The organism is Stieleria sp. JC731, assembly GCF_020966635.1.
Classification (GTDB): Bacteria; Planctomycetota; Planctomycetia; order Pirellulales; family Pirellulaceae; genus Stieleria.
On sequence record NZ_JAJKFQ010000029.1, the window covers coordinates 558233 to 573588 of the forward strand.

Consider the following 15356-nt stretch of genomic DNA (forward strand, 5'->3'; position numbering starts at 1 on the left):
ACCCAAGATCAGAAAACGCCATCGAGATCGAACACGAAGGCGTTTTTGATAAAGCGAGATTCAAAAGACGGGCGATAGAGGGCTGCTAAACATCGCCCGTTTTCATGCCCAGCTGTTTCATCTTTCGATAAAGATTGGATCGGTGCAGATCCATTCGCTCGGCGGCCTCAGTCATATTCCCGTTGCATCGATCGATCGATGACAGGATGTGATTGATTTGGAACAATCGCGTCGCCTCGGCCAACGAATCTGCATCAACCGCAACATGAGAAACAGCGTTCCCGCCGGACGGTTGCCCTGACAAAGAACGAATTTCCAGATCAACAGCTTGGACGATATCGCCGGACGTCAAGTAACAAACACGTTCAATCGTGTTCCGTAATTCGCGAACATTGCCGGGCCACGGGTGCGACAACAAAGCAGCCTTTGCCGATTCAGACAAGGTCGGAACCTTGCGTCCGATTTCATAGCAGAAGTGCTGCATAAAGTGCTCCGCCAACAGCAAGATGTCATCGCCTCGTTTTGCCAAATCTGGCAAAACAAGCGACACAACATTCAAGCGGAAGAACAAATCTTCCCGGAAACGTTTCTCGGCGATCAGTTGTTCCAACGGTTGGTTCGTCGCTGCGATGACACGCACATCGACCGGGATTGGGACGCTTCCGCCAACACGGACGACCTCACGCTGCTCGAGAACGCGAAGCAGTTTGGCTTGCCCGCCAGGGCTCATATCCCCGACTTCATCGAGAAACAACGTTCCTCCGCTTGCCAATTCGAACTTGCCGACACGGGTCGAGTTCGCGTCGGTAAAGGCACCTTTCTCGTGGCCAAACAATTCGCTTTCGAGTAACGATTCGACCAATGCGGCGCAGTTCACCGCGACGAATGGCTCTCCGCGACGTTCACTTTCATAGTGGATGTGCCTCGCGACGACCTCCTTGCCGGTACCATTACTGCCAAGGATCATGACGGTCAGGTCTGTGCCTGCAACCCGAGTCCCTGACTGCCGAATCGCAACGATATCTGGATGTTCGCCGATAAGCGGACTGCTGCTGGCGGCATCACGAACCAGGCGGTCCCTGGACGCGGTCAATCGCTTCTGCACTCGCAACGCTTCGATCGCACCGGCCGCATGAAGGGCCAAGTCGTTGAGCAACGAGACATGGGAATCGGCAAACGCGTTGTCGCGATGATTGATCGCTTCGAACACGCCGATCGTTTCGCCACGCTGTCCGATCAATGGCACTGCGACCAATGATGTGGTCTGGAAATCCAGTGACTGATCGACTGAACGGTTCACCCGTGATTCATCGTCATCGCCACCATTCCAAATTTGGGGTTCACCGGTTGCCAGCACTTCACCAACGATGCCAGCGTCATCGGAAATGACCAATGGGTCGTCGATTCCGATAGATGGTTTTCCAACCAATTTTTTACGTCGCTTGTCCCATAGAAAAATGCTTACCCGTTGGCAATCGAGCAACTTGATTGCGGTGTCAGCGATTTCATTGAGCAACGAGTCTTCATCACTGGAGGGCTGCAATTGATTTCGCTGCCAGCGCGAGGCTGCACGCAAAACTTGGCTGAGCTGCTCAATCCGAAGACGCTGACGCTCGCCCTGTTCGGCGAGAACGGCGTGCGAGAGAAAAACTTTCGAGACGCGCAGTAAACGATTTTGGTCGACCTGCCCTCGATCAAAATCTGCTTTGGGCAGGTTGATTACCAAGCAAGACAGCGGTGATTTGGTGCTTTGCTGCGTGGTGCCATTGGAGATGGCGGGGATCACAAACCAGCCTTCATTGACCACAGGTGCACCGTTGTCGATAGCACTGGCGATCAAGTCGACTGGCAAAGATGGCGGGTTTGCGCGATCTGGGCGGTAGGCGTCATGATTCGATCGGGAATCATATTGGTTGGATGCTGTGGCACCTGACCAAGCGTCAACTTTCCATCCCCCCTGTCGCTGGGTGACGATAGCGGCGCCATCGAGACTGAGTGCACGGACAAATTCTGGTAGTGATCGCTTCAGAAACGCGGTTCGTCCACGAACCTGGGTCACTGATTCGGTCAGCTCACGAAAAAACGCGTAGGAGTCCACGGGGCTGGAAAATTCACGGGTGCGGGTTGTAGTCACTGGATTAGTCATTTCTGGCTCGTCGCCGGCTTCCTTGATTCGACAGATTTGACACACGAGAGGCGCGGTCGCGGAATTGAAAAGGCTCCTACTCTTTCCGGCAAAGACGCCAAATAGACGACATCACCATGTTCACGTTATCTTGTGCAGGCCCCGTTCGGTGGCGTTTAATCAGCACAGATGAATTACTTTTTCAGTAGGACAATAAATCGAGATGCAATTTCAGGGAAAAAAGGGGCTGATTTTAGGAGTCGCCAACGAGAATTCGATCGCTTGGGCCATTGCTCAGGAAATCATGAATGCGGGTGGAGTTTGCGGGTTTACGCACCTCCCAGACCGCCCCGATGATGAGCGTAAACGGAACCGCCGTCGGGTGTCTCAGCTAACCGACAAACATGAAAACGCGGCCTTTCTGCTACCAATGGACGCGCAAAAGGACGAAGACATCCGCAGCGTTTTTGATGCGACGGCAGAAAAGTTCGGAAAAATTGATTTCCTGCTGCACTCGATGGCGTTCGCCGACCGTGATGACCTGGCCAAAGACACGATCTACACCAGCCGAGCGGGCTTTGCCCTGGCAATGGACGTCAGTGTTTACACCCTGTTGGCGTGCTGTGCTGCGGCAAAACCGATCATGAATCCAGGCGGGGCGATCGCCACCATGACCTATTTCGGCGGCGAAAAATGCGTGCCCGGATATAACGTCATGGGGGTTTGCAAAGCCGCCCTAGAAGCCGCTATGCGATACGCGGCGTACGACCTGGGCCCCAGCGACATTCGTGTCAACGCGTTGTCCGCAGGTCCCGTCCGAACCCTGGCCGGTCGTGCCGCCGGTGTCGAAGAGATGCTGAAACTCTACGGCCGTATGGCACCGCTTGGACGCAATATCACCCACGAAGAAGTCGGCCGAACCGGAGCGTTCTTGCTTAGCGACCTAAGCAACGGGATCACCGGCGAAGTTCTTCACATCGATGGTGGTTACAACGCGATGGGCAGCCCCGGACGACTTCTCGAAGACGTCAAATAAGTCGGCTGAAAATCCCGAGACGTGCTGGTCTGGCTGCTACAGTCCTTCAAACACTGATGACTGCAGCAAAGCTGGACCGACAATCTTCGCGTGAAACGCCATATTCAAGCTGCCACGTCCATTGCGGACTGGCAGCTTATGGGCTGACAACGTACTGCGCGGAAGGGAATCGCATGGCATCCAAAACACTCGCCTTGCCAGCGTTAGCCAGCAAGGTATCTGATGTCAGCACAACGACACCTTCGCGCTAATTGCCGAGAACTCATTCGCGAATACCTTGTCGCTCAGCAACATTTCAGCTCCGCGTGAAATCAATCGTTTGCTGAGCCGGACAATCAATTCTCCTTCATCCCCCAAAGACCGAAAGAACGACCATGGTACGTACCGCAAGCACAATGTTGCCTTTGGGCACCAAGGCTCCCGAGTTCTCGCTACCAGAATGCGACGGGGGCACCGTTAGCTTGGCAGATTTCCAAGGCAAAAAGGCCTTGTTGGTGATGTTCGTTTGCAACCATTGCCCCTACGTAAAACATGTCGCTGACCAGCTGAAATCACTGTCTGACGACTACTTGGCCAAAGACGTCGCAGTCGTCGCGATCAGCAGCAACGATGCAGATGCCTATCCGGATGATTCGCCAGAAAAGATGAGCGAAGAAAAGAAGACTCGAGGCTACGTGTTTCCGTATTTGTATGACGGCGATCAGAAAGTCGCCCAAGCCTACGCCGCTGCCTGCACACCGGATTTCTTCTTGTTCGACTCCGAACAGAAACTGGCCTACCGCGGACAATTGGATTCATCTCGTCCAAAGACGGATATTCCTGTCACGGGCGAAGATTTGCGTGCGGCGATCGACGCGGTTTTGGCAGGTGAAAAACCGACCGACCAACAACGTCCATCGTTGGGATGCAACATCAAGTGGAAAGAGGGCAACGAACCCGCATACTTCAACTCTGCTGGCGTTAGCTGAGTGCTCTCCTACCTTCAATCGCTAACGCTTCGACTCGCCGCCGGTGCATCGCAGCTCGATCCGGCAATCAGGGATCACCACGCCCAATGGCTGATCAGCCAACAGCGTGATGACGGCGGGTTCGCCGGACGCGAAGGCGAAAGCGATCCGTACTACACCGCGTTTGCTTTGCGAGCGTTGTGGATCGTTGATGCGTTGTCCGAACCGATAGGCCACCGGGCAGCACTATTCCTGCGGTCACGGCTGAATCGGCGAGAAAGCGTTGTGGACCTGATCTCGCTAATCTTCGCTGCTGCCATTTGCGAGATGTCCGTTGGGGCGCAGGTCTTGCAAGATGACGATGCGACCTGGGCCGACAATGTTGCAGGACTACTGGAATCGCTGCGGACCGACGATGGAGGGTTTGCCAAATCGCCCGAAGGACGCGCCGGCAGCACCTACCAAACGTTCCTGTCCGTTCTTTGCCTGGAACTGATGGGACGGCAACCGATCGCTCCCGAATCCATACGCGCTTTCATCGATTCGCAAGCCCACCAGGATGGTGGATATCTGGAGATCCGCGCGGCGAAGCGGCCTGGTGTGAACCCAACCGCGGCAGCGATCGGCACGCTAAAGACACTGGACCAGTTGGGATCCGTTGACACCAAAGCCACAGCAGAATTTTTAGCGGACATGCAATCCGACGAAGGTGGCTTTACGGCGAACACGCGCATTCCGTTTGCGGACCTTCTTAGCAGTTGCACTGCAATGATCACGTTGGAAGACCTAGACGCCATCGACATGATCGATCGAAATGCGGTTCGGCGTTATGCACAGTCGATGCAAATGCCATCAGGAGGCTTCGTCGGTTTCCAACTCGATCAAACCGCGGACGTGGAATACACGTTCTATGGCCTCGCAGCTTTAGCAATGTGCGAATCCGTTTAGTCGCGACTCGAACTAGGCGAACGCAGTGCAAAACGCATACAATGAAACGCACACAATGCGATTGAGCCAATCAGTTTGTGACAGAGTTCACCCAATCGTTGTCGAACCGACATCACGCACCTTTCCAATACCGCGTCACCTGCGCTGTTTGACAGCCAACAGCGAAACGCATGTGCTTGATACAGGAAACTTTTGGCAGCAAGTTGAGAAAGTTCAACCGATCACAAATTGCTGCTTGGCATTTCACCGCTTTTCGACATACCGACAGTTTTAATTCATGGGCGAGTCAGCAACCGCGATCATGGAGAGTCACAGGACATTGACCGCCTCAACGAACCAGCCAAACGTTGACCGCCACACTTCTGATAGCGGTGCCGGACTGGCAACGAAAGTCATCCTGGTGGGCCTTGTCGTCTTTCTTCTATTCGGCGTAGGTGTCTTCGTCCAAGTCATGCTGCGACGCGGACCGGTCACCGACCAGTCGCCTTCGAGCGTTCCGATTCCTGAACGTTATGACTCGGACCGTGCGATGGGATATCTCACGAAGCTTTGCGAATTCGGGCCGCGTCCGTCTGGTAGCGAAGCGATGGAGCGACAGCAGCGGTACTTAGAAAGCTTTTTCTTGGAACGCGGCGCCAAAGTTACTCGTCAAGAGTTTGAAACGCGCAACCCCAACGACGGGAGTGCGTTAACGATGACCAACTTGATCGCATCATGGCATCCCGAACGTCCGATCCGTTTCCTGTTTTGTGCACACTATGACACCCGCCCATTCCCGGATCGCGATCGGCAAAACCGCAAAGGCACATTCATCGGTGCCAATGACGGTGCCAGCGGTACGGCTGGGCTAATGGAACTGTCCAATCAACTCGATGACCTTCCTGATGACATCGGTGTCGACTTGGTCATGTTTGACGGTGAAGAGTTCGTGTTCGCGGAAAACCGAGATCGTTATTTCCTCGGTTCGACTTATTACGCACAAACCTATCAAGACAGCCCACCGGAAGTTCCGTTCCGATCCGGCGTGTTGTTCGACATGATCGGCGACAAAGAACTGAAGCTTTACTACGAACTGAACAGCATTCGGTTTGCCAAACCGGTGGCGCAATCATTTTGGCAAGTCGCACGTCGTCTCCGCGTCGATGCCTTTGTTCCCAAAGCACGCCACGACCTTCGTGATGATCACCTACCGTTGAATCGTATCGGAAAAATTCCGACGATCGATGTGATTGACTTTGACTACCCACGACCGGGGATCGGCAGTCCTTCGTATTGGCACACGCAACAAGACGTCCCGGATAACTGCAGCGGCGAATCGATCGCTGCCGTTGTTTGGGTTGCACACGAGTGGATCATGCAACAAAGCCGTTCCGCAAAGCAACCAAACCGCTAGGAGAGAACCATGTTTGCAGGCGGGCTTCTGCTCGGCGGTACGCTGCTGTTCTTTGCCGGATGGCTGCAATGGACAGAGCATCAAGGGTGGCCATACGACAGCTTTGATGCCAACGCCGATGATGATGTTGCCTACCTCAGCCAGCGAAAACGCTCGCGCTCGAAAGTTAACTTTCTGATCGGAACCTGCGGCTTGTTGGTTTTGCTTGCCACCGTGTCAAACGATCGGTTGGTGTTTGTCGCCGCATGGACCGCGGTCACATTTATTTTGATGGTGATCATTGTCCTAGCGATGCTAGATGCCTTTCGAACGCATCGGCATCACCAAGATAAAATGCGCCGCATCCGAGAGCGGGCATTGAAGGATTCGTCAAGCTAGTCACCGCCTGTGAACTTTTTAAACGGCACACTGCTAATTGCCATCGCTGCGGTAGGAATCCCAATCGCACTGCATCTGATCGCGCGAAAGGAACCTCGCAAAGTCCTATTCCCTTCGGTTCGACTGCTGTCGCAGCGGTTTGAATCCAATCGCAGCAAGATGCGAGTCCGGCGTCTCTGGCTACTAGCCCTGCGCATCGCGGCGATCGCTGCTGTGGCATTGGCTCTTGCCCGCCCCGTTTCAAGCGTCGGCCTTAGCAGCACTTGGCTGACCATTGGAATCCTGGGATTCGTCGGGATCGTACTACTGCTGATGGCTTCCGTCGCAGCGACAAAGTCAGATCGTAAACCGCTGATCTGGTCTTTGGCAGCTGCCGGTGCTCTGGCGATACTCGCTGCGGTCGGTTGGGCAGGCGGAACCGTGGCCGGAAACGACTCGCCGTCGATTGACCGAACGCAGCCAATCGCACTCGCCATTGTGGTCGATAATGCGATCGACACATCATGGTCGACCAATGATGACGACCGGATGAAACGAATACGCGAAGCCGCGAAATCGGTAGCCGTTGCCGCCGGTCAAAATAGCCGTCTGGTTGCGATCGATCGCTCTGCGACGCCGGCAACCTTTTCCGCCGACACCGCCGGTGCGATTGCAAAGATTGATGGCTTCCGGCCTTCGGAAGTCACACAGGCACTTGCTTCAAGGATCGAAGCGGCTGCCCGAGTCTTAGCGACCAGTGAAATCAAAACTCGTCGCATCGTTGTTTTCAGTGCGTTGACGCAGTCGAGCTTCCCCGAGGACGACTCGACACGTTCCATTCGATCATTGCTCGAAGACGAATCGATTCGATTGACCGTTTGGGACATGGGACCCTACCAAGGTCTTAATCGGCAATTGTCTCTCGCCACGTTTTCAAATGCGTCGCCGGCTCCGGACTCTCCCGTTTCCGTCACCGCTCAATTGTCGATCGGCGAACCGAACGAAAGGCGAATGGACACTCAGCCCGACGAACAAACGATGATCGCCGAGACACTTGATGTGACAGCGGAATGCGTTTTGTTCCCAAGTCAGGCCGGATTGCCAGTGATCCGCGACGGAAAGGTCATTCGCCCAACAGCAAAACCCGTCGACCGCATCAGTGTCGCGATGGCCCCCAATCGAAACGTGGAAATTCAGTTAACGATTCCGCCTCTTGAAGCAGGGCTGCATCATGGTGCGATCCGCTTGATCGGCGATGACGCATTGGCGATTGATGATCAGTGTTTCTTTTCGGTCGAGATCCTGCCTCCCAGTCGGATGCTAGTCGCGAGTGACGAACTTGCCGAAGCCAACGAGTTTGCCGATTTGATTTCGGTCGAAGCAAACGGTGCTCCATCCCAGTACACGATCGAGTTTTCAACGCACAACGATCTTCCCAATGTTCAGCTAGACGACTTCGATGCGATCGCGTTGCTAGACCCACCCGAAGTCGTCCTTCGTGACCAGGAGATCGAACGCTACCAAAGATCTGGAAAACGAACATTGATCGCACTTGGGCCACACTTTGGCACCTCCCCCGGTCCCGTCGCCGGTCTTGTGTTTCAAAGACGCTGGCGAGTTCAAGAACCCGGGACTTATCTTCAAATCTCATCGGATTCGCATCCCGCATTGAAGCCGCTCGTTGACCTACCTGGCGAAATTCCGTTTCATGACTCTCGCGTTTGGCAGTATTGGCAAACCAAAGCAAACAAAGACTGGTCGACCCTGATGCGTTATGCAGGTACAGAACATGCCGCACTGCTAGAGCATTCGAATTTGGGGATCCTTCTATTAACCACCCCGATTCCTGACCTGGTTTCTAGAAAGCCTTGGAATGATTTGTTTCGTACCGACAATGTTTGGCCAGCGTTCGCGCTTACTCGAGAATTGGCTCGATACGCTGCCGGTCGACAATCAGGACATTGGTCGACTTCGGTTGGAAATCCAGTCGCACTACCGGCACGGTATTTCCCGATCGATCGTGACGAAGATTCTCCCAAACGGGTGCAGTGGTTTGCGGCACAAAGCAACGCACCGATCCCGATCGAACTGCCGAGCGCCCAGGAAACCGACGACCAAGCACTGAATTCGAATGAAAAGCTGCTGGCGGTTGGAACTCCACTTCATAGCGGAATTCACTGGATCCGAGGCGCAACACCAGGACTAGGCTTTACCGTCAACTTCCCTCGCGACAAAGTTTTGTTGTCACGTATTGCCGACGGTCAACTGGAGCAACAGTTCGGTGACTCGGTCAACACGATCGAAGGCCTTGATGAAATGGACTGGACCAACGGTGGAGCAGAAGACCGGCTTCCGCTTTGGTCGCCGATCATGCTAATTGCCTTGGCCGCTTTCCTCTTGGAACAGATCCTCGCCAACCGCTTCTATGCTCAGCGTCGTTCGCAGCAATCGCCAAAATCCAAGTCGAAGGCGGTTGCATGACCAGTTTTTCGATCGAACCGATTTATGCCTCTCCATGGATCGTTGCGTTTGCGGCAATGATGGTCGTCGCTGTGATCGCGGTGGTCGCTCCTCCGACGGACGATCCTAAAAAACGTCGATGGCTGATTGCACTTCGTTCCTTTGCTGGACTGGTCCTGTTGCTGGCTGCCGTCCGTCCAACATTAGTTCATAGCGATAACCGACCGTCCCCGGCAGAGTTATTGATTGCGGTGGACACCAGCAAAAGTATGACGCTTCCTGATGGCGAAGGTTCCACGCGATGGAAAACCCAATTGGACGCCGTCACCAAACTGCTCGATGGCATCAGCGACTTGGACGAATCCCTGGACGTCCAAATCATTGGCTATGCAGATCAGTCGACTTCTATTGGGAAAGCAGTCGATCGTGAAAGCTTCGGCGAACTGGACCAAAAGATCAACTCGCTTTCGGCGAGCGGCAACCTTACCGATCTAGGCAGTGGCATCAAAGGGGCGATCGATGCTGCATCCTCAAAAACGCTCGCCGGAGTTGTCTTGCTTGGTGATGGAATGCAGACAACCACGACGGCTGGCCCATCGTCTGAATCCTCATCCACGAACACATCACTCGGTGCACGCTACGGTGCGCAGGTTTTAGATGCCCTGGGCGTACCTTTGTGGACCGTTCCGATCGGACCGCCTGCGACAGGAATCACATCGCGAGACGTGGCGATTGCCAATCTGCCGGACCATCTACAGTTATTTTCGGGCAACCAATTTGATCTTTCGTTTACAGTTGAAACGACGGGGCTTTCGAGCATCCAAGTTCCGATCAGCGTGAACTGGATCAATGATGCGGGTGAACGTGAACAGGTCCGAACTCGAAAACTGGATCCACGTTCGGCTCGTGAATCGATCGCGGTCAACCTGTCGATCGATGCTCCCAAGCCTGGTGTTTACCGTCTTGAAGTTGTCGCCGACAACCAAGATGGCGAATGGGTCACCAGCAACAACGTCCAAACGGCATTTGTCGAGGTCCGTGAGGGTGGCGGACGAATCCTAATCTTCGAAGGCCCCGGCCGACCAGAACTCGCATTCCTTCGTCGAGCCTTACGCGGGTTCCCTGACCTCGACCTGCGATTCGCAACGATTCGCGGTGACCAACAATGGCCGATTTCGATCGAAGCGGCGCTTGCGCCAAACCGTTTTGACGTCTACATCATCGGCGACGTCGATGCGGGCGCATTTGGCGAAGCCCAACTGCAGATGATCGCTGATCGAGTTGGCGAAGGTACCGGGCTGATCACACTCGGTGGGCTATCGAACTACAGCTTGGGCGGCTACGCCGATAGCCCGCTCCAATCCGTCCTACCGATCGGCTTGGATGCGTCGCAGCGACGTCCTCCGGTTCGCTCGGCGTTTTCACCGGCGGAGCGCCAAGCCAGAGTGCAAAGTCAAATCGAAGGTCCAATTGAAATCCAAGTGGCACGCCAACACCCAATCATTTCGATGGGTGGTGCCTCCAATGCATCGATTTGGAAAGAACTGCCATCGTTGACGGGCGCCAATCGCTTCACCGCTAAACCCGCTTCAGGAATCCAGACTCTCTTAGAAACAGACGGCGAACAACCGCTGTTGGTCGTGGGGAACTATGGCAAAGGGCGAGTCGCTTCGTTGGCTTTCGACGAAACGTATCGATGGTGGCGAGTTGGCAAAAGCGAAGTCCATCGCCGTTTCTGGAGACAGCTGATGCTATGGGTGATGTCTCGCGAAGAAACCAATGGTGACAGTGTTATCGCCGAACTTGAAAATCGTCGATTTGAAACCGACGCTCAGCCAACCTTCCAAGCAAGAGTTCAAACGCTACTGGAACGAGAAACACCGATTCGCATGACTGCGTCGATCATCGATAGCGACGGCCGATCGACGGATTTGGACGTGACCGAAAGCACCAACCCGTCCTCACGTATTTCGGGGCGGTTTCCGAAACTGGATCCAGGGTTTTACAAACTGATCGTCGAGGCAAATGATTCGGGGATTTCAAATGACGAAATCGCGTTTCAAGTGGTTGAAACGAGTCGCGAACTGGCCAACCCACTGGCAGACTTCGTCTACCTTCAACAGCTTGCCGATTTGACCGAGCAACATGGCGGGGCATCGTTCGACGTCACACAGCTTGAACCGCTGATCGAAACGATTCGATCGAAGCGCCGCAGCGCCGAGACGCTGGTCATTGAAAAGTTCAGCCTGGGCGATGGCCCGATTAGCGGCTGGATCGTCTTTCTCCTATTCACCACAGCCATGTCGGTCGAATGGTGGCTGCGACGCAAATGGCAACTTGCCTAGCCTTGTGGCGAAGGACTAGTAAGTGATCGCGGATTCGACGCGATAGGGTTCCAACTTGGATTGACCAGCGAGATCAGCCAAGTGGATCAGGAACGAGCAGCCGACGATTTCTGCATCACAACGTTCAACCAATCGGCAACAAGCTTGCATCGTTCCTCCGGTCGCAAGCAAATCGTCGACTAGGACAACGCGTTGCCCTGCTTGTACGCTATCGATGTGCATATGCAATTCATCGGTACCGTACTCCAACTCATACGCATGCGAATGGGTTTCGAACGGAAGTTTCCCAGGCTTGCGAATGGGAACGAAGCCGGCTCCTAATTGGATCGCCATCGGCACGGCAAAGATAAAGCCTCGGGCCTCAGCAGCAGCAACGATATCGACCTTCTCGTCCATAAACGGGGCGGCCATCACTTCTGTTGCCGCTCGCAGCGCATCGGGATTCGATAACAACGGGGCAATATCCCGATACAGAATTCCCGGCTTGGGAAAATCAGGGATGTCACGAATGTGTTCTTGCAAATCAACAGCCATGATCGCTCGATCGACGTCTAGAGGGTTACTTGAGGCAAGGTAGTCCAACGCAATGGCATTCAACCTATCTTGCCGAATACCACACGAACAGTCGGGACGGCCCGTGTGGCGATACGATCAGACGGCCAGCCGGAAAACTTCAAATTCGCTTTACTGCGAATTCATCACCGCGGCAAGCTGCTCGTAAGTTCGTGCACTGTCTTCATTGCTGCCGCGATTATTCAAAGCGATCTGATAGAGATGCTGTCCACAATCGGTCGGATACTGACCTGTCACACAAGCTTGACATAGGCGATCTTCTGGCAAATCGATCGCACGGGTGATCGCTTCGACCGGAAGGTAACGCAGTGAGTCAGCTCCCAAGTCGTCGGCCAGCCGTTGCTGAGCTTCGGGAGTCAAAACACCTTCGGTTCCGAAGTACTTTGGTGCGATCAGCTGATCAATCGTGCTCATATCGATCCCGTAGAAGCACGGTGCGACGATCGGAGGACATGCGACACGCACATGGATCTCTTTCGCGCCGCCGACTTCGCGGATCCGATCCAGTAGCACATTCATCGTCGTGCTTCGAACGATCGAATCTTCGACCAAGATGACCCGCTTCCCTTCCAAGACGTCACGAAGGGGAGTGTACTTCGTCGCGGCCTTGGCCTTTCGGGCTCGCCCGCCTTCGATAAACGTCCGACCTGCATAGCGATTGCGAATCAGGCCTTCACGGCACGGGATCGAAAGCTCGTACGCCATCGCATCCGCAGCGGCTTTACTGGTGTCCGGAACGGGAACGATGATCGTATCCGGATCGTCCAGAGGGATTCGACCGTCGGCGCGCTCCGACCGGGCAAGTTCTTCACCCAAACGGGTTCGCGTTAGATAAACGCTACGATCATCCAAGGTGCTGGCGACGTTGGCAAAGTAGATCCATTCGAAGAAGCAGTGGGCACTTTTTTTGCTTTCCACAAACTGCTCAATCCGAACGCCGGACTCCGGATTGACGACAATCGCGTGTCCGGGTTCCAGCGACTTGATTTGGTTTGTTTCAAATCCCAAGTTCAGCAACGCAACGCTTTCACTGGCGGCGGCAAACAATGGGCCTTCGTTGACGTAGCACATTGGCTTGATGCCAAGGGGATCACGTGCAACCAGCATTTCTCCTTCAGCGGTAAGCAATGCCAGCGAGTAAGCACCGTCAAAGTCCCCCGCAATCTGCCGCAGCACATCAATCCATTCGACGCGTTCGGTGGACTGGCTGAGTACACGTCCGATTTCGTGCATCAGGATTTCGGTGTCGGTGTCGAGCACCAGGTGGTGATCACCATCGGCAAGCAGGCGTTCTTTCAGCAAGCTGTAATTGGCTAGCTGACCGTTGAAGCAAAAGCTGAACCACTTTCGTTTGTGGATGTGTTCGCGTTCGAACGGCTGGGCGTAGTTGCGGTCGTCTTGACCGCAGGTCGCATATCGCACGTGACCGATCGAGGCGTTGCCGGCCAAACCTTGCATGATCGATTCACACTTGGCGCGGTGATTCAGACGAAACACCTCGGTCACGGTTCCGACGTCCTTGCGAGTCATCAACAGGCGAGGTTGGTCGGGATTGTAGGTTGTCATTCCCGCGGCCAGTTGGCCACGGTTTTGAATGTCGAGCAACATCCGCGGCAGCAGCCGGGAGATCTGGCGAGGCCCCTGTTCCGGGCAGACGGGGCTGCGTCCACGGCCAGACAGGTGGTAAATCGCCGCAACGCCGCACTCGTGATTGATCTCACTCATTGAAAAGACTTGCTCGTCAATCAAATCAGGAATTCAGGAGAACCTGAGAAAACAAATGCCAATTATCAATTCAGAATCCGCTCGCGAGCGAAGTGCTCGTCATCGGCTTCCGCTGCCCCATTGTCCAGAAGCTACCGTGTTTGTTGAACCGCCCGGTTGCGGGAAGCGGCGTTTTTTCAAAAACTTCTGCCGCCCCCTGTCATATGGTCGTTTTACGCCGCAAGTATTATTTTGTCGGCGCGTCAGTCCCCCCTTTTTAAGATCTCTCCCCCTCAAAAAACGTGTCCCCCGACTCCTTGGACCAAAGAAAACTAGCGATCGACTCCGCCACCAGCGTTGTCGTCAAAGTCGGCACTCGAGTACTAACGGACAGTTCCGGAAAACTTGATCGCCATAGAATTGCCTGTCTCTCGCGAGCCCTCTGCAAAATCGCAGACACCGGTCGGCAAACCATTATCGTCAGTAGCGGTGCAGTTGGCGCCGGAATTGGCAAACTGGGTCTCGACCATCGCCCCACTGACCTCGGGCAGCTTCAAGCCGTGGCGGCAATTGGCCAGGCTGATCTGATCCAATCCTACGAAGCATCTCTGGCCGAACGCGGACGACATGCGGCACAAGTTCTGCTGACGCGAAACGATCTCCAATCTCGTGAAGGGTATCTCAACGTCCGCAATGCACTGAACTGCATTGACGAACTGGGAGCGATCGCGATTGTCAACGAAAACGACTCCGTCGCGGTCGGCGAGCTTAGGACCACATTTGGGGACAACGACCGTCTGGCCGCGCAAGTGGCCGGTCTTTTGGAAGATTGCCTGCTGGTCATCCTCTCGGACATCGACGGACTGTACGACGGACACCCCGACGAACCCGGCAGCCGCTGCATCGATATCGTCGATCAATTGGACGATGACATCATGGCGATGGCGAATGACAAAAAAAGCTCATTCAGCAAAGGCGGGATGGCAAGCAAGCTGATCGCCGCCCAATTGGCAACCTCCCACGGTCACTCCGTCATTATCGGCCCAGGAAGAGATGACGCGGTGCTAGACAAAGTTCTTGCCGCCGAACAGGTCGGAACCCTATTCCTCCCGTGCAACAAGACTCTTCGTGGACGACGACGCTGGATCAGTGCCTCGGCTGAAATCGAAGGACGGATCATTATCGACAAAGGTGCCGCCGAAGCACTTCGTCACGAAGGCGGAAGCTTGCTGGCGATTGGAATCACTGACGTTATTGGTGAATTCGATGCAGGCACTGTTGTCGTCATCGCAGACAAACAAGGCGAAGAAGTCGCCCGTGGACTGTGTAATTACCCGTCATGGGAAGTCAGCAAGATCAAAGGCAAGATCAGCGAAATGATCGGCGGCATTCTTGGGCACTGCCCCTACGAATCCGTGGTGCATCGCGACAACATGACGCTGGCACAAGGCGCCGACCGGACCTAGGA

General features: G+C 54.6%; 11 protein-coding genes. 8 read left to right on the forward strand and 3 right to left on the reverse strand.

What is annotated here, in order from left to right; all coding sequences use genetic code 11:
• Window positions 1-85 precede the first annotated feature (85 nt).
• Window positions 86-2146, reverse strand: coding sequence for a sigma-54 interaction domain-containing protein (locus LOC67_RS26810; protein ID WP_230265929.1), 2061 nt, complete (start codon window positions 2144-2146; stop codon window positions 86-88).
• 202 nt (window positions 2147-2348) lie between these two features.
• On the opposite strand from LOC67_RS26810, the gene LOC67_RS26815 reads away from it, so the two are divergent.
• The 7 genes from LOC67_RS26815 (at window position 2349) to LOC67_RS26845 (ending at window position 11611) form a co-directional block, all read left to right on the forward strand.
• Window positions 2349-3161, forward strand: a complete 813-nt coding sequence (locus LOC67_RS26815; RefSeq protein WP_230265930.1) for an enoyl-ACP reductase — start codon at window positions 2349-2351, stop codon at window positions 3159-3161.
• Window positions 3162-3535: 374 nt separating this feature from the next.
• Window positions 3536-4129: a thioredoxin family protein gene (locus LOC67_RS26820; protein WP_230265931.1), complete on the forward strand. Its 594-nt coding sequence runs from the start codon at window positions 3536-3538 to the stop codon at window positions 4127-4129.
• Window positions 4130-5056: a prenyltransferase/squalene oxidase repeat-containing protein gene (locus LOC67_RS26825; RefSeq protein WP_230265932.1), complete on the forward strand. Its 927-nt coding sequence runs from the start codon at window positions 4130-4132 to the stop codon at window positions 5054-5056. It begins immediately after the preceding gene.
• 277 nt (window positions 5057-5333) lie between these two features.
• Window positions 5334-6449, forward strand: a complete 1116-nt coding sequence (locus LOC67_RS26830) for a M28 family peptidase (protein ID WP_315861091.1) — start codon at window positions 5334-5336, stop codon at window positions 6447-6449.
• Window positions 6450-6458: 9 nt separating this feature from the next.
• Window positions 6459-6827: a hypothetical protein gene (locus LOC67_RS26835; protein ID WP_230265933.1), complete on the forward strand. Its 369-nt coding sequence runs from the start codon at window positions 6459-6461 to the stop codon at window positions 6825-6827.
• Between the two features lie 9 nt (window positions 6828-6836).
• Window positions 6837-9287 carry a BatA domain-containing protein gene (locus tag LOC67_RS26840; protein WP_230265934.1) on the forward strand — a complete coding sequence of 817 codons (2451 nt, stop codon included), beginning with the start codon at window positions 6837-6839 and terminating at the stop codon, window positions 9285-9287.
• The gene (locus LOC67_RS26845) at window positions 9284-11611 is read left to right on the forward strand and encodes a glutamine amidotransferase (RefSeq protein ID WP_230265935.1); all 2328 of its coding nucleotides are present in this window, start codon (window positions 9284-9286) and stop codon (window positions 11609-11611) included. The genes LOC67_RS26840 and LOC67_RS26845 overlap by 4 nt, the downstream gene beginning before the upstream one ends.
• Window positions 11612-11626: 15 nt before the next feature.
• On the opposite strand, the gene LOC67_RS26850 is transcribed toward LOC67_RS26845, so the two are convergent.
• Both LOC67_RS26850 and LOC67_RS26855 read right to left on the reverse strand, forming a co-directional pair.
• The gene (locus LOC67_RS26850) at window positions 11627-12145 is read right to left on the reverse strand and encodes an adenine phosphoribosyltransferase (protein ID WP_230265936.1); all 519 of its coding nucleotides are present in this window, start codon (window positions 12143-12145) and stop codon (window positions 11627-11629) included.
• Window positions 12146-12295: 150 nt separating this feature from the next.
• Window positions 12296-13909, reverse strand: coding sequence for an amidophosphoribosyltransferase (locus tag LOC67_RS26855; RefSeq protein WP_230265937.1), 1614 nt, complete (start codon window positions 13907-13909; stop codon window positions 12296-12298).
• 281 nt (window positions 13910-14190) lie between these two features.
• On the opposite strand from LOC67_RS26855, the gene proB reads away from it, so the two are divergent.
• Window positions 14191-15354 carry a glutamate 5-kinase gene (gene proB, locus LOC67_RS26860; RefSeq protein ID WP_230265938.1) on the forward strand — a complete coding sequence of 388 codons (1164 nt, stop codon included), beginning with the start codon at window positions 14191-14193 and terminating at the stop codon, window positions 15352-15354.
• Window positions 15355-15356: the final 2 nt, after the last annotated feature.

What these genes read in the sequence shown, in the direction of transcription:
- LOC67_RS26815 (WP_230265930.1), top strand. Translation starts at nt 2,349, where the DNA reads ATGCAATTTCAGGGAAAAAAGGGGCTGATTTTAGGAGTCGCCAACGAG.
- LOC67_RS26835 (WP_230265933.1), top strand. Translation starts at nt 6,459, where the DNA reads ATGTTTGCAGGCGGGCTTCTGCTCGGCGGTACGCTGCTGTTCTTTGCC.
- LOC67_RS26855 (WP_230265937.1), bottom strand. Translation starts at nt 13,909, where the DNA reads ATGAGTGAGATCAATCACGAGTGCGGCGTTGCGGCGATTTACCACCTG.
- LOC67_RS26810 (WP_230265929.1), bottom strand. Translation starts at nt 2,146, where the DNA reads ATGACTAATCCAGTGACTACAACCCGCACCCGTGAATTTTCCAGCCCC.
- LOC67_RS26850 (WP_230265936.1), bottom strand. Translation starts at nt 12,145, where the DNA reads ATGGCTGTTGATTTGCAAGAACACATTCGTGACATCCCTGATTTTCCC.
- LOC67_RS26820 (WP_230265931.1), top strand. Translation starts at nt 3,536, where the DNA reads ATGGTACGTACCGCAAGCACAATGTTGCCTTTGGGCACCAAGGCTCCC.
- LOC67_RS26830 (WP_315861091.1), top strand. Translation starts at nt 5,334, where the DNA reads ATGGGCGAGTCAGCAACCGCGATCATGGAGAGTCACAGGACATTGACC.
- LOC67_RS26845 (WP_230265935.1), top strand. Translation starts at nt 9,284, where the DNA reads ATGACCAGTTTTTCGATCGAACCGATTTATGCCTCTCCATGGATCGTT.